This is a genomic window from Pleurocapsa sp. PCC 7319 (genome assembly GCF_000332195.1).
Classification (GTDB): Bacteria; Cyanobacteriota; Cyanobacteriia; order Cyanobacteriales; family Xenococcaceae; genus Waterburya.
The window spans coordinates 394,213-413,642 of sequence record NZ_KB235922.1 but is presented as its reverse complement, the minus strand read 5'-3'; the positions used below and the strand labels follow the sequence as shown (position 1 = coordinate 413,642).

The 19,430-nt window shown below is 42.9% G+C and carries 13 protein-coding genes; all 13 read left to right on the top strand.

Annotation, left to right across the window (positions count from 1 at the left end; all coding sequences use genetic code 11):
- Positions 1-112 precede the first annotated feature (112 nt).
- Entirely contained in the window at positions 113-421 is a 309-nt protein-coding gene (locus PLEUR7319_RS0106045) for an acyl carrier protein (RefSeq protein ID WP_019504307.1), read from the top strand.
- Between the two features lie 29 nt (positions 422-450).
- Entirely contained in the window at positions 451-1,791 is a 1,341-nt protein-coding gene (locus tag PLEUR7319_RS0106040) for a hypothetical protein (RefSeq protein ID WP_019504306.1), read from the top strand.
- Between the two features lie 48 nt (positions 1,792-1,839).
- Complete coding sequence (locus tag PLEUR7319_RS34435) at positions 1,840-6,621, top strand: type I polyketide synthase (RefSeq protein ID WP_019504305.1); 4,782 nt, start codon at positions 1,840-1,842, stop codon at positions 6,619-6,621.
- Between the two features lie 22 nt (positions 6,622-6,643).
- Entirely contained in the window at positions 6,644-7,765 is a 1,122-nt protein-coding gene (locus tag PLEUR7319_RS0106030) for a type III polyketide synthase (RefSeq protein WP_019504304.1), read from the top strand.
- Positions 7,766-7,781: 16 nt separating this feature from the next.
- Positions 7,782-9,164, top strand: coding sequence for a cytochrome P450 (locus PLEUR7319_RS0106025; RefSeq protein WP_019504303.1), 1,383 nt, complete (start codon positions 7,782-7,784; stop codon positions 9,162-9,164).
- A gap of 85 nt (positions 9,165-9,249) precedes the next feature.
- Complete coding sequence (locus tag PLEUR7319_RS0106020) at positions 9,250-10,449, top strand: phytanoyl-CoA dioxygenase family protein (protein WP_019504302.1); 1,200 nt, start codon at positions 9,250-9,252, stop codon at positions 10,447-10,449.
- Positions 10,439-11,032: an isoprenylcysteine carboxyl methyltransferase family protein gene (locus PLEUR7319_RS0106015; protein WP_051044399.1), complete on the top strand. Its 594-nt coding sequence runs from the start codon at positions 10,439-10,441 to the stop codon at positions 11,030-11,032. The genes PLEUR7319_RS0106020 and PLEUR7319_RS0106015 overlap by 11 nt, the downstream gene beginning before the upstream one ends.
- Positions 11,033-11,085: 53 nt before the next feature.
- Complete coding sequence (locus tag PLEUR7319_RS0106010; RefSeq protein WP_019504300.1) at positions 11,086-12,693, top strand: NAD(P)-binding domain-containing protein; 1,608 nt, start codon at positions 11,086-11,088, stop codon at positions 12,691-12,693.
- Between the two features lie 43 nt (positions 12,694-12,736).
- Positions 12,737-14,344 (top strand): NAD(P)-binding domain-containing protein, encoded by a 1,608-nt coding sequence (locus PLEUR7319_RS0106005; protein WP_019504299.1) that lies wholly within the window; start codon positions 12,737-12,739, stop codon positions 14,342-14,344.
- Positions 14,345-14,457: 113 nt separating this feature from the next.
- Positions 14,458-15,507, top strand: a complete 1,050-nt coding sequence (locus PLEUR7319_RS0106000) for a sulfite exporter TauE/SafE family protein (protein WP_019504298.1) — start codon at positions 14,458-14,460, stop codon at positions 15,505-15,507.
- A gap of 84 nt (positions 15,508-15,591) precedes the next feature.
- On the top strand, positions 15,592-16,665 hold the full coding sequence (locus tag PLEUR7319_RS0105995) for a sulfotransferase (RefSeq protein ID WP_202804221.1): 1,074 nt from the start codon (positions 15,592-15,594) through the stop codon (positions 16,663-16,665).
- Between the two features lie 134 nt (positions 16,666-16,799).
- A complete protein-coding gene (locus PLEUR7319_RS0105985) occupies positions 16,800-18,086 on the top strand; it encodes an MFS transporter (protein ID WP_019504295.1) in 1,287 nt (428 codons plus the stop codon).
- 16 nt (positions 18,087-18,102) lie between these two features.
- Positions 18,103-19,359: a sulfotransferase gene (locus PLEUR7319_RS0105980; protein ID WP_019504294.1), complete on the top strand. Its 1,257-nt coding sequence runs from the start codon at positions 18,103-18,105 to the stop codon at positions 19,357-19,359.
- The last annotated feature ends 71 nt before the right edge of the window (positions 19,360-19,430 follow it).

Sequence of the window (19,430 nt, the reverse complement as noted above, 5' to 3'; positions counted from 1 at the left end):
AACTTCCGACTATTTTGGAGCATCGGATTGATTGCTCAGATTGATGATGTCTGAGTCTCGGATTACTAGTACTTAATAAAAATTACATTGAACTATATTTGACGTCTAAAGAATGGAAATTAAGAGTTTTCAAGTTGAGTCGAAAGGGAAAACATCATTACAGAAGCTGCCAACTAAATCGGAGATTCAAGCCTGGATAATCTCCTATTTAGCTCGACTTTTGCAAGTGGATTCTAGTCAAATTGATGATGTTACTCCCTTTGATCGCTATGGTCTGGATTCTTCGGCAGCAATCGACCTGACAGGGGACCTGGAAATTTGGCTCGGACAGGATATTGACCCTACTCTACTTTACGATTATCCGACAATTGAAGCTTTGGTTACTCACTTAGCTGAGGAATTGGAATGTAATCATCCTTAGGAGATGGGAAAAATCACAAGGAGAACATCATGGTAGATATTACCTCCGCATTAGAAAACCATAAACAGACAGGCAAGAAACATTTCAAACTTATTGAAACCACTTATCGCAGTAACACCAGTTCTGACTATACCGAAAAAATGGAGGAGCTGGCGAAAAACTTTGACTATCATTCTAATAGCGATCGCTATTGGAGCGTGCCAGAGCAATCACTGCTTTATGGCACTCCACTCTACGATGCTGCTTCTTCTACTCAAAGAATGGCTCTCAATCACCTGCATTGGTTTGCCAACTACAATTATGTTGCTGATACCGAAACCGAAACTCTAATTAATAATCAGTCTACGGCAAGCATTTTTGCCTCCCTTGGTGGTTACGAAACCATTGCCCAAGAACTAGAGTTAGAGACTCAGCAGGAATATGCCCACATTCATACCTTTCGGAAGATCGGTTTAACTACTGCCAAGACTCTGATGGGGAGGGATACACTAAAAGCGATGCTCAAATGGCACTCCTACCAATTGACTTTGGGGCAAAATTCTTGGGCAACTTTTCAATATTATGCCCTGCGTAAATTGAGCCAGACGATGAATAAAAGTAAAAAGCAATTTTATTCTCGGCACTTACAGGAAGTCGAAGCAAAGGAAGGATTCATTGGTCAAAAGCGGACGACTGGTGTGATGGGGCGAAATGTACCATCCTCTCTACAACGTTTCTTTCTTTTTAACTGGGGGGGAGGTTCTCCGTTCTTGGCTTGCGAGTACTATGTCTTACGGATGATGTCCAATCTGACTCTGAAGAACATGGAGCATCCGATCTTCAAATATTACAAGAAGCAGCAGAAAAAAGGAGAATCAATCCCTGAGCCAACAGCAGTATCTCATTATCATTTTTTAGACGAGTCTTTTCACACGACAATATCTCAGACACTTTCTCGGGATATGTATAAGGACTTTTCGCCACCAACGGCTTATGAGAAGTTCGTCGTTAATCTAGCAGTCTATTTTATTCAAAGCGGAACTCTGGCACATCTTTCCGGGGCATTTCCTCATCGCTATTTTCAAGACGATATTTCTTTGATGGAACTAATATATAGATTGCTCCAAGCTCCTATATTCGGTATGTCTGAGCGAGAAGCACTCCATTGGCTGGAGCAGTGTTTATGTCACGAACAGGAAAGTTTTCACTTAGCAGCGAAAAATCACCAAAGTCTTTTAGAAGAGCAACGTCGGTTTGTAGGTAATCTTGACTATTTGTGGCCTATTAATCGTGAAATGCGTGCCATGGCTTCGGGTGGTTCAATTCACAAAGCGATTCAAAACAATATCAGAACCTTTAAGCGATTTTCCAGATTTTGTAGTCAGGACTAAAACCAAATCCCGATAGGAATAACTAGAAATAACTCAGCGCAATTATCAATGGAACCTATTGCAATTATCGGCATTGGCTGTCGTTTTCCCCAAGCTAATAATCCTGAAGCCTTCTGGCATCTTTTGCGAGAGGGGGGTGATGCCATTACCGAAGTACCACCAGAAAGATGGGATGTCGATGCTTTATACGACCCAGAACCAGGAACATCGGGAAAGATGAATACTCGCTGGGGCGGCTTTCTTGAAGATGTAGAGCAATTCGATCCAGGATTTTTTGGCATTTCTCCCCGCGAAGCGGAGCGAATGGATCCTCAGCAGAGGCTATTCATGGAAGTAGGGTGGGAAGCACTGGAAAATGCTGGCATAGCTCCAAATAAGTTATCTGGCAGCCAGACAGGGGTGTTTGTGTCGATCGCCTCGATTAGCTACGATCGCTTTCTGTTTAAGGGGGTTAATGATCTCTCGCTTTTAAGTGCCTATGATGGCACTGGTACTACTTTCAGCCTTGCCGCCAATCGCCTATCGTACTTACTGAATCTGCGAGGACCCAGTCTGGCGATCGAGACTGCTTGTTCTTCTTCTCTGGTTAGCGTTCATTTGGCCTGCCAGAGTTTAAGGAGTAAAGAGTCTAATCTGTGCTTGGTCGGTGGAGTCAATTTAGTTTTATCGCCAGAGCTAAACGTAATTTTCTCTCAAGCTCGAATGATGGCCGCTGATGGACGATGCAAGACTTTTGATGCCAAGGCTGACGGTTATGTTCGAGGAGAGGGATGCGGAATAGTGGTGCTCAAGCGTCTCTCAGATGCCCAGAGGGATGGCGATCGGATTCAGGCAATTATTCGAGGCACAGCAGTAAATCAGGATGGTCAGAGTAATGGTATTACCGCTCCTAACGGACCTTCTCAACAGACAGTAATTCGCCAAGCTTTGAAAAACGCCGAGGTGGAGCCAGCGCAAATTAGTTATGTTGAAGCTCATGGTACAGGAACTGCTTTAGGCGATCCCATTGAGGTTAAATCTCTCAAAACAGTGTTAATGAAATACCGAGAACCAGATCAGCCCTGCTATTTAGGTTCGGTCAAGACCAATATAGGTCATTTAGAAGCTGCTGCTGGGGTTGCTGGTCTAATTAAGGTGGTACTCTCGCTGCAACATCAGGAAATTCCCCCCAACTTGCACTTTCAGCAGCTCAATCCTTACATTTCTTTGAAAAAAACCACTTTTTCTATTCCTACTGAGCGCCAGTCATGGAATTACTCTGGAAGTCGTTTGGCTGGGGTCAGTGCGTTTGGGTTTGGTGGTACTAATTGTCATGTCATTGTCGAAGAAGCACCTATACCAAATGCGTTACCTAATAATACTGAACGACCTTTACATCTTCTTACCTTGTCGGCAAAAAGTGAGCTAGCTTTAAAAGCGCTAGCTGGTAGGTATCAAACTTATCTTCAGTCCCATTCTGAAAACTCCCTAGCAGATATTTGCTTCACTGCTAATACAGGGCGATCGCATTTTGAATATCGTTTAGCTATCGTGTCTGAATCTAGGGAGCAGTTAGGCGAACAGTTAGATATTTTTGCCAGTGGCAGGAAAGCTGTCGGATTAGCGAGCGGTCAAATAAAAGGCAAGAAGAGGGAGCAAATAGCCTTTTTATTTACAGGTCAGGGTTCCCAGTATGTAGGCATGGGACAACAACTTTATGAAACTGAACCCATTTTCCGCGCTGAAATTGATCGATGTAATCAGATTCTCGCACCATATTTAAATACCCCCTTAATAGAAGTTTTATATCCCCATTCTGCTGAAGCCAGAGAAACTGAAAAAAGTAATGGCAAATCGCAAGTACTTAACTCCGATTCAAACAGTTTTACATTAGTAGACAATCTTCAAATTACACCCTCAAAACTTGACACTCTAGACGATACTGCCTATACCCAACCTGCCTTATTTGCTCTTGAATATGCTTTAGCTACTTTATGGCAGTCATGGGGAGTCGAACCTACTGCCGTCATGGGTCATAGCGTCGGGGAATATGTCGCAGCCTGCGTAGCAGGGGTATTTAGTTTAGAGGATGGCTTGAAGCTGATTGCTGCCCGAGCACGTCTAATGCAGGAATTACCTCAAGAGGGGGAAATGGTGGCAGTGTTTGCTGAGGAGAGCAAGGTGCGAGCCATGATCCAGCCCTATCATCCTCATGTTGCGATCGCCGCCATTAATGGACCCGAACTTACAGTCATTTCTGGTCACCGGAACTTGGTACAGGCAGTGATTTCAGACTTAGAAATCAAAGAGGTCAAGACGAAAAAGTTGCAGGTTTCCCATGCTTTCCACTCTCCCATGATGGAGCCAATGCTGTCTGCCTTTAGGCGGGTAGCTGAGGAAGTAACTTATTCTCCACCTCAATTAAGCTTGATTTCCAATGTTACAGGAAAGCAAGTTACTACTGAAGTTGCTACTTCCGAGTATTGGTGCAGTCATATACTACAGCCTGTCAGATTCTATGCCAGCATGGATAACTTGGTTGAGCAGGGTTATGAAGTATTTCTAGAAATCGGACCAAAACCGACCCTCCTGGGCATGGGTCGTTATTGTCTATTAAATAAGCTAGAGACAAAAAACTTAGCTTTGTTACCCAGTCTGCATCCAGAACAAGAAGATTGGGAACAGATGCTCCAGAGTTTAACCACTTTATACTTACGGGGACTCTCAGTAAACTGGTCGGGCTTTGATCGGGCTTATTGCCGTCAACGCCTATCTCTGCCAACTTATCCTTGGCAAAGACAGCGATATTGGATTGAGGGGACTGATTTCGCAGCTTCCAATATAGCTAAATGGTCGAGAAAGAAAGTTTCCATCCAGAATAATTTTCACCCCCTCCTTGGTCAAAGGCTTCATTCTGCGCTCAAAGAAATTCAGTTTGAATCTCAGATTAGTCAGGAATCTCCAGCTTATTTATCAGATCATCACATTTGCCAAACTGTAATTTTCCCCGCATCAGGTTACTTAGAGATGGCTTTAGCTGCTGGAAAGACTATTTGCCCAGCGGACAATTTCTCAGTTGAGGAAGTCACATTCCAGGAAGAGCTAATTTTATCAGAAGCTGAAAGTAAAACCCTTCAATCGATTTTGTTACCTGAATCACCTGAATTATTTTCCTGGCAAATTTTTAGCCTTACATCCGAGTCAGAAACTACCGAGCCAACTTGGACAATTCATGCCTCTGGAAAAATTAGGCTGAAAACATCAACTCCCCAATCTGCTGAAGTTGACCTAGCTGTTCTGCAAGCACAATATATCGAGGAGATATCTGGTGAAACCCACTACCAAAATTGTCTTCAACGACAAATAAAATATGGTTCTAGTTTCCAAGCTGTGGAAAAGATTTGGATGCAGAAAGGACAAGCTGTAGCTCAGATTCGGTTGCCCGAAACCTTAGTTACAGACGTCGCCAACTATCAATTACATCCAGTGTTAATGGATACCTGCTTTCAAATTTTAGGTAGCTTCTTACCTCAAGCAGGTCAGGAAGATGTTTATTTACCAGTTGGATTAAAATCGCTACAAGTGTATCAAAGTCCTAGCAGCTCCCTGTGGATTAAGGCTCAAATACTTCCTCAAGGTTTAAATCAACAGTTCCAGACAGTCAATTTACGCCTGTTCGATGAGCATGGTACTACGGTTGCTCAGTTAGAAGAATTATCGGTCAGACAAGTCAACCGCCAAACATTACAACAGATTTATCAACAAGACTTGTATCAACTCTTGACTGCCGAACCTAGAGAACGTCGCAGTTTGTTAGTGTCATATTTAAGTCAATTATTAACCAAAGTTTCGGGAATACCTACACCAAAACTGAACTGGGAACAACCTTTGTCAACGCTGGGAATTGACTCCCTGATGGCTGCCGATTTAAGAAGAAGAATTGAGGTCAACTTAGGGATAGTCGTGCCAATCGAGTATTTTGCTGGTCTGAGTATCGATCAGTTTGTCACCCAAGTTCTCTTGCTACTTGAGGGTCAAACTCTGACCAAACAAATTCCACAGCTCAATGCTGCTGATTCTCTTGTAGGCTCTAGATCCCAAGCTAATCGTTGGGTTAACCCTCTAGAATCAAATTCTCAAACTTGCTTCCGTCTATTCTGTTTCCCTTATGCTGGTGCGGGTGCGTCTATTTTCCATTCTTGGTCGGAAGCTCTCCCCCCAGAGATCGAAGTTTGTCCGATTCAGTTACCAGGAAGAGAAAATCGCTTAGGAGAGACTCCCCTGGAACGGTTGAAGCCTCTAATTGAAACCTTAACACCACTATTATGTCCCCACCTAGACATTCCCTTTGCCTTTTTTGGTCATAGTGTGGGGGCAATTTTGAGCTTTGAACTTGTTCGCGAACTCCGCCGGCGACAATTGCCCTGTCCAGTTTGCCTATTTGTTTCTGGTAGCCAAGCACCCCAAGTTCCAGATTTAGAGCCGCCGATTCATCGACTGCCTGACTCTAAGTTCAAAGAGAAATTGAAACAACTCAAGGGGACGCCAGATGAAGTTTTGCAAGATGCCGAATTGATGGAGCTGTATCTCCCCGCTTTAAAAGCTGATTTTGCGCTTTTGGAGACCTACTTCTATGCTAATGAGTCTCCCCTCAACGTTCCCATCTCTGTCTTTGGCGGTCAACAAGATAGCAAAGTTAGTCCTGAAGCTTTGGCAGCCTGGCGCGAACAAACTAATCAAGATTTCACACTGAAAATGTTTCCTGGAGATCATTTCTTTCTGCATGTTGAAGGTCAGAACCTCTTGCAAACTATAGCTCAGGAGCTGCAGCAGCTTCTAATTCTTAAATAAACCGAAGAGAAGAGAAATAACTATGGCTTTTATTGTTGCTACATCGATTGGCTTTCCGACCCATTATTATCCTCAGGAAGTACTAGCAAACGCTCTAAGAAAGTACTTTTTGGCGATGGATCTGGATTTCGATCTTGAGATTATTGATCGCTTCTTTACTAATGTGGCGATTGATGGTCGCTACTTTATGTTGCCCCTTGATTCTTTTTTTGACCCCCCAGGAATGGAAGTAAGTGTTAGTAAGGCGATCGAGGCTACTGTGAATTTAATTGGCGAAACTATCAGCAAATTACTTGACAAGGTAGCTCTCGAACCAAAAGATATTTCTCAGCTTACATCAGTTAGCCTTGCTCCAGCGGTTCCTGCCATCGATACTCGCTTGATGAATCTACTCCCCTTTTCTTCCAGTCTCAAGCGAATGCCTCTTGGTGGCGTTGGTTGTTTAGGGGGAGCCTTTGGTATCTCTAGGGTTGCGGAATACCTGCGGGGACATCCCACTGAAGCAGCAATTCTGGTAGCAGCAGAACCTTCCTCCGCACTTTGGCAAGGTTCTTTGCAACGAGATTTGAATTCAATGATTAAGAAACTACCTACAGATCCGTCTCAGTACAGTGACATCATTATGACAATTGTTACGGCGGCTTTGTTTGGCGACGGTGCGGGAGCAGTGTTAATGGTTGGTGACGATCATCCTCTTGCTTGTCCTGGACAACCACAGGTAATTGACAGCAGATCCATTATGCTTCCCGATACCATCAATTTGATGGGGATGGATGTGGTTGACACTGGCACGAGAAATATCCTCAGACCTAAAGTAGCCGATCATGTCAAAGTCGGTCTAAGACAGGCGATCGACCCTCTGCTAGCCAAGCACGATCTAGCAGTAGATAAAATCTCTCGCTGGCTCGTACATCCTGGTGGTCCCAAGATTATCAATGCAGTAGAAGATGAGTTTGCCCTGGACGACCAAGCTTTACAACTAAGTCGTGATGCTTTAGCAAAAATTGGCAATATTTCATCGCCTACAGTGCTTTACATCCTTGATCGCACCTTGGCGGGAGAACAACCGCCTCCTGGTTCCTATGGTTTGGCGATCGCCATGGGTCCTGGCTTTTCTCAAGAAGTCATTCTTTTGCAGTGGTAGATAGGGAATTAAGAAAATGAAACAACTAAAAGGTCCAAGAACGCCCGGTTTTGTCCAAAAAATTCAGTGGAGTAGCGATCCGATCGGCTATATGGATGCGGCTGCTCAAAAGTTTCCCGATATTTTTGAGGCCAAAATTACTCCCGTTGGTAATACTCAAGTATTAGTAAGTCACCCCCAAGCCATCCAGCAAATCATGACCCAAGATGTCAAGAGTGAATATGCTGCTCCAGATGGTAATTTGATGCGTCCTGTCTTTGGTGACGAATCACTACTTTTCCAAGATCCAAAGCATCATTTGCGCCAAAGAAAGTTGCTGATGCCTTCTTTTCATGGCGAAAGAATGACTGCTTATGGCAGAGCCATCTGTAATCTTGCCCAGCAAGTCAGCGAGGAATTATCTTCTGGCGAGATTTTTTCGGCAAGGGCAATCATGGAAGATATTTCCTTAGAAGTGATTCTAGAAGTGATCTTTGGCTTGTCCGAAGGAGAGCGATATCAAATACTAAAAGAATTGTTGGTCTATTATTCGGGGGTTTTTCAATCTAAGATATTTAACCTTCTGCTATTGTCTCCTTCACTCCAAAAAAAATTAGGTTTTTTAAACTCTTGGCAAAACTTTTTACACAAACGTCAACAGATTGACCAACTGCTCTATGCTGAAATCAAAGAGCGCCGAGCCAAACCAGACCCAGAGCGGACAGATATCCTATCGATGTTACTGCTCGCAAGGGATGAGGACGGAGAACGAATGTCCGATGTAGAAATTCGAGATCAGTTAATCACTCTGCTGTTGACTGGACATGAAACTACGGCTACGTCAATGGCTTGGGCGTTGTACTGGATTCATTATCATCCCGAAATTAGAGCTAAATTGCTTAAGGAAATTGATCGTCTAGGAGACTCTCCAGACCCAATGGATATTTTCCGTCTCCCCTATCTAACTGCTGTATGTAATGAAACTCTGCGCATTTATCCAGTGGTGCCAATCAGCGGACCCAGGATGGTAAAAGAATCATTTGAACTAATGGGTTACGAGATACAACCGGGTACTGCATTGCACTGTTGTATATATTTGACTCACCATCGTGAAGATTTATATCCAAATTCTAAACAATTTCAGCCAGAGCGATTTATTGAGCATCAATTTTCCCCATATGAATTTATTCCTTTTGGTGGCGGCAGCCGTCGTTGTTTAGGAGCAGCATTGGCAATGTTTGAAATGAAGCTAGTTATAGCAACAATCCTCTCTCGTTATCGACTGTTGCTGGCAGATAACAAACCAGTGAAACCAATTCGTCAAGCTATTACTTTAATACCTGCTGGTGGGGTGAGGATGATCTTACAAGGTCAACGTCTACGTCAACAAATGTCTCAACCTGTCGCCAATCCAGTTTAAGGTAATCGGCCTATTCATATCTTTTATTAAATAACTCGTTCTCAAAAGTTACGAGACAAAACTATCAATTAAGGAAAATCTGACCATGAAACGTAATAAGTTTTTATTTCGCCTCAAAATTGCTCTCAGTTATCTTCTGGTCAAACTCAAATTTCTCCAGGGTTTATTTCCTCAAAGAATGAGAGATCGTTTACCAATAGGGTGGAACGATCAAATGTTTTTGACGGCATTTAAGTCCGGAGGACAAAAAATTTACTATGACTATTATTGTCAGCAGCGGGAACCAAATGCTTATCAACCAAAAGTCTTGGTGGATGAAAAATACCGTCTCTCTGAAGAGGATATTCGATTTTTTTATGAGCATGGTTATCTCGGTCCTTTTACCATAATGTCTCCGGAAGAGGCAAAATCGGTGAAAGATCTTTTCATCGAGCAGATAGAAAACACAGAATCTCCAATTTATCCCTACTCTCAAGGGGCCTATGAAATTCTAACCAAAGATAAATCGCAACCCGCTGATGAACGAATGAGTAATGAGAAGATTGCGATGAGGGGGATGAACTTCCGCGATCGCTATCTGGATAATCCCATCTTGCTGAATTTGTTTAAGCATCCAGCCCTAACCGAGCGGTGTGCTCAACTGTTAGGTCCCGATCTTTTGCTCTGGCGTACTCAATTTTTTCCCAAGGCACCTAAGAGTCCTGGAACTCCATTTCACCAAGCAAGTACCTACCTGCTTGATAATCGAGTAGAATCGGTTGTCAATCCTCCCGATGTTGAAGACCTGTTTCAGTTAACCTGTTGGTTTGCTCTTACCGATGCCACCAAAGAAAATGGATGCATGACAGTCGTTTCTGGCTCCAGCCAAAAAATCTATCCGATTAAGTTTGAAATATTTGACCCCAGTAAAGCTGGTAATGGAAAAGGTCGATTTGGCAATCTCCAAATCGAAATTGATTATCCGATCCATTCCGACAATATTAAGGCCATTGAAATGAAGGCAGGACAATTTTATATCTTTAGCGAGCGGGCCATCCATGGCTCGTTAGATAATCAAACTAACCAGTGGCGATGGGGCGTAAATGGTCGGGTCGTTCCCACAAGTACGCGCCTATATAGCCAAAAAATGTTGTCAGAAGGCCACAGTTATTCAATCGCAGGTGTGAGCAAAATTAAGTTAGACAACTGGAGAGCAGCTTTAATTCGTGGTGAAGATCGTTTTGGATACAACAGGCTACTTGAAGAATCAACCAAGTCACAAGGAGAAATAGTTGGTGTTAAGTAAATCGATCTTCATGGGAATTATTGCTGCTATTATCTTGCAGAGACTTTTGGAGCTGCGCCATAGCAAGCAAAATGCTGCATATATCCTGGCTCAAGGAGGACGAGAGTATAATGACAACCTTTTAGGTGCCGTAAAAGTGCTGCAAGTGAGTTGGTGGATGGCGATGATTGTAGAAGTCTGGTGGCTTGAGCGTCCTTTTATCCCAGTTTTAGCTGCTGCTGCGCTATTAGCAACGCTAGCGGGTCAGGTTTTGCGCTATTTGTCTATGCGATCGCTAGGACAGCGTTGGACTCTTCCGATTATGACTCTGCCTCATCAGCCAGTGGTTGACTCTGGTATTTATAGTTATCTGCGACACCCCAATTGGCTGGGGGTAATCCTCGAAATTGCGGCTTTACCTCTAATCCATTCAGCCTATCTCACCGCGATCTTTTTTAGCATCGCCAACGCCTGGTTAATGAGTAAGCGAATAAAAGCTGAAGAACGAGCTTTGAGTGAAGACACTAACTATGCTTATGTTTTTGGCTACAAGCCTCGTTTCATCCCCGGCATCAGATTTTTTAAAGCCGCAAAAACCACTTAGCGATCGCCATGGTTGGGATGTAGTTTTGGTAATTTCAGTTTAGGTAAGAAGTTATGGAAAAAAAGAAAGTTGCCATCATCGGAGCTGGACTTGCTGGTTTAGTAACGATTAAGTCTTGTCTTGAGGAAGGAATGGAGGTTATAGCCTTTGAGAAGAACGAGCGGCTGGGGGGAAACTGGCATTTCCAAGAGGGAGGTGTAAGCGTCTTTCGGCATACCGAATTAACTTCCTCAAAGTATCTAACTGCCTTTTCTGACTTTCCTATGCCAGAGAATTTCCCACATTTTTTAAAGCACGAACAGTATCTTGATTATTTGCTAGATTATGCTCGCCATTTCGATTTGCAACGGCACATTAAATTTGAAGCAACAGTGACTCGCATGCAACGACAAGAGGGAAAATGGCTGCTTAATGTTTCTCATGGTGGTACGGTTAGTAGGTGTGAATTCGATGCAGTAGCAGTTTGTACGGGTTTAAATGAAAAGCGTAATCTCCCAGCGATTCCCAATCAAGAGAATTTTCAGGGAAAAATTGTTCATTCATCTGCCTATAAAGACAATATCCCATACCGAGAGCAAAATGTTGTCATTGTCGGTGGTGGTGAAAGTGGAGGAGATATTCTGAATGAAATATCTCAAGTTGCCAAAGAGGTAACACTGAGTTTGAGGAGGGGTGTATTTGTCATGCCTAAACTTGACAAGACAATGACACTACCGGGAGATTATTTCCATCACCGCTCTACTTACCACTTCCCTCCAGCAATTTACGATCGCATAGAAACTCTATTCCAAAATCTTTTCAACTTTATCAACCGCCGACAAAAAGCTTGGCAGATTCGGCAAAAGTTGATTGAGCTATCTGGAGGAAGTTACCACCAACAATTTATTACCAAGTCAGACGTTTTCTTAACAGCCCTTGCCCAACCACATGTATTCCTCAAGCCAGCAATTCAAAGGTTTGACACTGATGGTGTGGTGTTTGCCGATGGTAGCAAAGTCAAAGCAGAGGCTGTAATCTTCTCCAGTGGCTTCAAGGTTTTCTTCCCATTTCTCCCCATCGAGAGTCGAGGATGGGATTGGCGCAAACTATATAAAAATATCTTCCATCCTGAACTAACCAATCTCGGTTTTATCGGCTTTGCACGTCCTAATATTGGTGCTATCCCTCCCGTTACCGAGCTTCAGTCGCGCTATTTTGCCGGTGTAGCTAGTGGCAGATTATCGCTGCCATCTCTTGCTGAGATGGAGTCAGTTATCAAACGAGATGCTCGGGAAACTGCCAAACTGAAACCACTAGTTTGCGAACGAGTTACTTCAATCGTCTCATTTGTTCCTTACATGTACGAACTAGCGGGGCTAATTGGCTGTCGCCCAATTTTGAAACAGCTTTTGAACAGGCCGTTAGTGCTGTGGAGTGTTTTGTTTGGTACCGTAGCACCACCTCATTTTCGTCTTTGTGGGCCTCATGCCGATCCCAAAGCCTTTGAGATTATCGCACAGGAAGGCTTACACCTACAAAAGTTAAAAACGCCTCAGGAAAAATTTTTGTTTTTTGCTTTTCAAATAATTTGGGGCGTTGGTGGGATACTCAGCTATCCCCTCTTTAAAGCGGTTTATCGCTTACCAGGCTGTAAATTGCTCGAACCCCAGTTAGATTTTTAAATTAATTAATTGACAAGATTTTTATTAGTCTAGGTAAAAAGTTATGGATAAGAAAAAAGTTGCCGTTATCGGGGCTGGACTTGCTGGTTTAGTAACAATTAAGTCCTGCCTAGAAGAAGGGATGGAGGTTGTGGCCTTCGAGTCCTCTCCTCATATCGGTGGAAACTGGAAGTTCCGCAAGCAAGGGGTCAGCGTATTTCGCAATACCGAACTGAGTTCCTCAAAGTATATAACTGCATTCTCTGACTTTCCCATGCCCGATCGCTATCCTCACTTCTTAAAGCACGAACAGTACCTTGAATATCTCTTGGCTTATACTCGTCACTTCGATCTTGAAAAGCACATAATCTATAATGCTTCGGTCAAATCTGTATCGCGTAAAGGAGACAAGTGGATCGTTTGCGTGGTCAAACCTGATGCCGTAGATGAATACGAAGTTGACTCTGTGGCAGTTTGTACGGGACTAAATGAAGAAAAGGAGTTGCCTGCCATTGAGAATATGTCAGAATTCCAGGGAAAAATTGTTCACTCATCGACCTACAAAGACAATAGCCCTTATCACGGTAAGCATGTGGTAGTAGTTGGCGGTGGAGAAAGCGGTGGCGATCTCGTGAATGAACTTTCTCAGGTGGCGACAAAGGTGACACTTAGTTTGAGAAGAGGAGTGTTTATTATGCCCAAACTCGACAAGCGTATGACTCTTCCCGGAGATTACTTTCATCACCGAACCACATATCAATTGCCACCTGTACTTTACGACCGTATCGAAACTGCGATTCAACACTTGTTAACTTTTATCAACCGTAAATATAAATCCTGGCAGATCAGACAAAAACTGATCGATTTATCTGGAGGTAGCTATCACAAACAATTCATAACTAAATCGGATGTATTCATGCAGGCCCTTACAAAACCTAATGTTGCTCTCAAATCTGGAATTCACCAATTCAATCCAGACGGGATCGTCTTTAGCGATGGGAGCAAAGTAAAGGCGGATACAGTTATCTTTTGTAGTGGTTTCAAAGTTAAATTCCCCTTTTTACCAATAGAGAATGAGGGGTGGGATTGGCGCCAGCTCTATAAAAAAATCTTTCATCTAGACCTCCCCAATATTGGTTTTATAGGCTTTGCCCGTCCCAACATAGGTGCGATGCCTCCTATTATCGAACTACAAGCTCGTTATTTTGCTGGAATTGCCAGTGGTAGATTATCTCTTCCTTCAACCGCACAGATGAAGGCAACAATTGAAAAAGATGCCAAGAAATCTGCTGAGTTAAAGCCTCTTGTCAGCGATCGCATTACGGGAATTGTCTCCTACGTGCCATTTATGTATGAGTTGGCCGAGTTAATTGGTTGTCGTCCTGTTCTATGGAAATTAATCAAACGACCGCTCGTGCTCTGGAGTGTTTTGTTTGGAAGTGTTGCAGCCCCCCACTTCCGCATCTGTGGACCCCATGCTAATCCATTAGCATTAGATGTCATTGAACGTGAAGGTCTGCACATTTGGAAACTCAAGACCCCCCATGAAATATTTTTGTTCTTGTTTTTACAAGTAGTTTGGGGTGGAAGCGCCCTGATTGGGTATCCCATTTTGAAAGTTATCTCCTCTTTAAGAGGCTTAAACTTTCTAAATCCCGAATTAAGTCTTTGACTGCACTCCTTCTATAAACCTCTGTCTTGAAAATAGAAGCTATGACAACGTAAATTCGCTAAACATTTTATTTTCCCGAGACTTCTATCAATAGTCAGATCTCTGTCAATTTTATGAGTGTATTGAAATTTAAATTTAAGAAGCTAGATCTTCTGGTTCCCTTGTTCGTTTGGTCATTTTGGCTGCTGTTAATGGTTGCCAGAAACCAATGGCATTTGTTTGTCGATAATTGGTTTATGTCTGTCACCATGGCTGTCGGCTCTTTTATCGCTGGTTCAACTAGCGAAGGGGGTGGTGCGGTGGCATTTCCGGTCATGACTTTGATGTTTGATATTGAGCCAGCGGTAGCTAGAGATTTCTCTTTGATGATTCAGTCGGTGGGGATGACTTCCGCTACGATCGCGATTTTTGTTAATCGCATTGCTATCGAACCCCGTGCTTTGCTGTTTTCCAGCCTAGGGGGAGCCTTAGGAATCATGTTCAGCCTCGAATATATCGCTCCGCTTCTGCCCCCTGTGGTAACTAAGCTATTTTTTGTGACCCTATGGTTAAGCTTTGGTGTAGCACTGCTTTCGATGAACCGCGATCGCCAACGGGTTCTTAACAAGCGAATTTCCGGCTTTCAAAGACAGGATATGCTGGTGCTGATTGCTGTCGGTTTAGTGGGAGGAATGGTAAGTGGCATCACTGGTAGCGGACTGGATATCTTGACCTTTTCGCTGCTAGTACTAGCATTCCGCCTTGATGAGAAAATTGCTACTCCAACCTCAGTTGTACTAATGGCAGTTAATGCCTTAGTTGGTTTTGGTTGGCGTGTCTTCTTCAGCTCAACGCCCGTTTTGCCTGAGACTTGGAGCTATTGGTGGGTATCTGTGCCTGTAGTGGTTATCGGCGCCCCCCTAGGTGCGAAATTTATCGCTAATCGCTCAAATCTTTTTGTTATCTATCTTTTACTAACTACCATCATTCTCCAATTTGGCGCTGCTTTGCTGATCTTGCCCCTAACTCATAACTTAATGCTCTTTAGTGCAGCAACATTTTTAGTTGGTTTTTGCTTTTTTTCAGTAATGAATTACTCGGGCTATCAGCGATTGCTATCCAACAGACAAAATGTCAAAGACATAATCATTCGAGAAACAGCCGTATCCGAATCTCACAAATGAAAGTTGCAATGTTGAGAATTTTAAAACTAAAAAATGCTGAAAGTTTACTTTTCGATTTTGAAGTCTTGCTGGAAAAATTTTGGAGTGAAAACAACTTTTTTACAATGGTTATTTCTGTTTCCGCTTTTTCTTGCTTTCACACACCTAACCCTTTTTTTAGATAGGATATTCTTTCCTCAATATCGCCAAGTCCAAGTCAAGGAACCAATTTTCATTATTGGAAATCCCCGCAGTGGAACTAGCTTTTTACATTGCTTATTAACTCAGACCAAGGAGTTTGCAGCTTTCGAGACGTGGCAGCTTCTGTTTCCAGCACTTACAGCACGCACTTTATTAAAACCACTAATTGATTACTTAATCAAAAAAGACCTGGGAATCCTCGTTCCGGCTCAAGTAGGTCATGAACTTGCTCTCGATCAAGTAGAACACGATGAATTCTTATTCTTTCATCAACTTGATACTCAATTCGTTACTGCCTTATCTCCCTTAGGTTTTGATACTCGTGAATATCCAGAGCTGCGCTTTCACGACAAACAACCAGAATCTCGTCGTTGCTTCTCGATTAGATTTCTCAAAAGCTGTCTTCAGCGCCAAATATATTACACTCAAAATGAACAGGTAATCGCTCATTTACATTTTTCGATTCACCGTCTTAAGACTCTGCGAGAGACTTTTCCCGATGCTAAGTTTATTTATTTAGTGCGATCGCCTTATGCTACGATTTCTTCCCACCTTTCTCTCAATTACAATACCCTCAAACATCGAAAGATAACTCAAAAGATTTCCCCAAATAAATTGAAGCTGTACCTAGACAGAAGATATCGCTATGACATCGAGCTTTATCGCTACTTCTCCAAGCTGCGGCAAGAGAGAGTAATTCCCGAAGATAGGCTCTTAATCTTGAAATACGATGAATTGCGCTCATCCCTACCCAATGCGTTTGCCAAAATCCTAGCTTTTACTGGAATTAAACCCAGCGATCAGTTGCGACAGGTAGTCGAAAACCAAGCTCAAATTCAGAAAAACTATAAACGCCAACATAAGGTTATGTCTCTTGAGGAGTTTGACTTAACCCAGGAGCAAATTGCCAATGACCTGTCATTTGTTTTTGAAGAATACGGTTTCGATAAAAACCAAGTGCCAAAAGCAGCTGTGTAAAGTGATAAAGAAAATTTAACAGCCTACATGATATCTGAAGAACAACTAGATTTTCTGTTAGAAATTTTTAAACCCAGCTTTGCTAGTCCAGCTCAGGACTCGGTCATTGGATCGCCTATCAACATTTTAAATTAATGATAAAAATTTCCATATTGGTTACAAAATGGCTGCCATACATTACTGGTTTTTTTGGTTTGCTTTCGCTCAACAGAGCCTTGTTAACCATGTTGATCTATCGTTACGATCCGGGAATACCGAATTCTAGTCATCTGCCATTTTTGGTATCATCGCTCATCGTAGGCATAGCCATGTTTGTCAGTCGTATTATCGGTGCCTTAACTCAACCAGCGATCGGATATTGCTCAGATCGGTTTCAGAGCCGTTGGGGAAAGCGGCGACCCTTCTTGGCTATCGCAGTCTTGCCTTTAACTCTCAGCTTTATCTTACTATTTATTCCTCCCCTTGGCTCTAACAGCATTGGCAATGTAGTTTATCTAGGAATATTGCTGTGTATATTTTATTTAGCACTAGCAGCTTATCAAATTCCCTATTTAGCTTTGCTACCTGTACTAGCCCCAACGGTCAAACAAAGGATTAATCTTTCTTCTTTAATGGCGGCTTTTGGTCTATTGGGAAGTGCCTTCGGAGGAATCGCAGCCCCTTTGTTAACCCAGCAGTATGGCTTTCCAAGGATGGCAATTATGATTGGAAGCGCCAGTTTTGTGACCATGCTGATGCCTTTAATTGTGCACGAGGATGTCACTGTATCTAAGCCAGAGTACCTTCCCTTCTGGAAGTCTTTTAAATCTGGATGGCAAAATGATTGCTTCCGCATTTATCTGACAGGGATTGCCTCAGCTTGGATTACGATTAGTATATTGTCGGTAAGTTCTACTTTTTTGGCGGTAGCACTCTTAAATAAAGATATTAGTTTTGGCTCAGTTGTCAATGGTTTGGTTCTGGGCGGGACAATGAGCGGATTTGCTCTGGTAATTCCTTTGGCTCGACGTTGGGGTAAAAGTTATACTTTCCAGCTTTCGATGGTGTGGTTAGGTGGTGGACTTTTAGCTGTAGCAATTTGGCCATTTTTGGTGGGCTCAGCACTTCTACCTTGGTTAGCACTGCTGGCAATTAGCAATTTAGGGGCTGCAAGTTTTTTTATTTTACCTAATGCCATGTTACCCGATGTCATTGATCGCGATACCAAACAATTTGGAATGCGCCGGGAAGCTATTTATTTTGGTGCCCGAGGTTTATTGGTAGAGATAAGTGTGGGAATCGGTTCTCTGCTGGCAGGCGCCTTATTAATGTTGGGCAAAACTCCCGCACAGCCTTGGGGAGTACAAATAGCCTTTCCGGTGGCAGGACTATTTGCCTTGGGGGCAGCAGTAGCATTTGCTTTTTATCCCATCAAAAAATAAGCAGGTTTGAATTACTATGACATCTAATTCTACTCAAGCAACTATAGAAAAGAATACCCGACCTCAGTGGACAAATTGGCTTGATTGGGGAGGGACTAAATTAAGACAAATCGGAGTACCTCTCGCAGATCTCAGTGAAACTTCACTGTTGTCTACTGCTCAAAACCAATCTCAGTTAAGTGACTGGGGTAATGAAGATTTTCGGGTAGCATTGCAAATTCTCCTAAAATCTCTAGAAAGAGAGGCTAATCTCAACTTTATGGGACGGTTGATACTGCGAAAATACTTTCTGCAACTGCTGGTAAATCGGCTAAAAATTCAAGATACTTTCAAGCATCATCCTGAAATTCTACAAGTTCCAATACGGAAACCGCTATTTATTACCGGATTGCCGCGAACAGGAACGACCTTCTTACATCGGCTTTTAGCTCAAGATCCAAATTGTCGTTGGTTGCATCTTTGGGAGTTGTATAATCCCTGTCCGCCTCCAGAGAAGTATAATGCTGAAACCGATGCTCGCATAGAGATAGCTCGTAAATTTATTCAACGCCAGCAAAACTTAGCCCCTGCCTTAGCAATAGCCCATGCTTTGGATGCCCAAGCTCCAGAAGAGGGCAACCAGTTATTTGAGCATTCGTTTGCGTCAATGCTGTTTGAGTTTCGATTTTGTGTTCCATCTTACGGAGCCTGGCTCAAAACTCAAGATATGGTGGCACAGTATCAGTATTTTCGACAGCAATTGCAACTTTTGGGCTGGCATTGGAGCGGACGCTGGGTTCTTAAGGAACCCGTTCATTTGTTCCATCTTGATGCGCTACTAGAAGTATTTCCAGACGCTTGTATAGTACAGACACATCGAGCTCCTTTTGAAGTAATGCCTTCAATGTGTAGTTTGGTGGCGATCGTGCGAAATGTCTTCACCAATGAAACCGATCTAGAAGAGTTAGGAGAATACTGGTTGAATCGCCTAGTAAATGGTATCGAGCGAGCTATGGAAGTTCGTCAGCAAATGAACTCGAAATGCTTTTATGATGTCAGTTATCGAAGCTTGATTCACGATCCGGTTGGTACTGCTCGTCAGATTTATAATTTCTTTGACTACGATTGGAATATTCAAGTAGAGACAAATATGAAGCAATGGTTATCTAGGAATCCTCAGCATAAACATGGAGTTCATCGTTATTCTTCAGAGCAGTTTGGTCTCGATGCTGGGCTAGTAAACCAAAGATTTACTAATTACTATGAGCAATTTCAAAGTCCATTAGGAATCTAGAAAACAAGTAGATAGATAGACAAATCTCTTCTATTTTCTGACAGAGTTCGCAGCACTGTGCTGCGAACTTT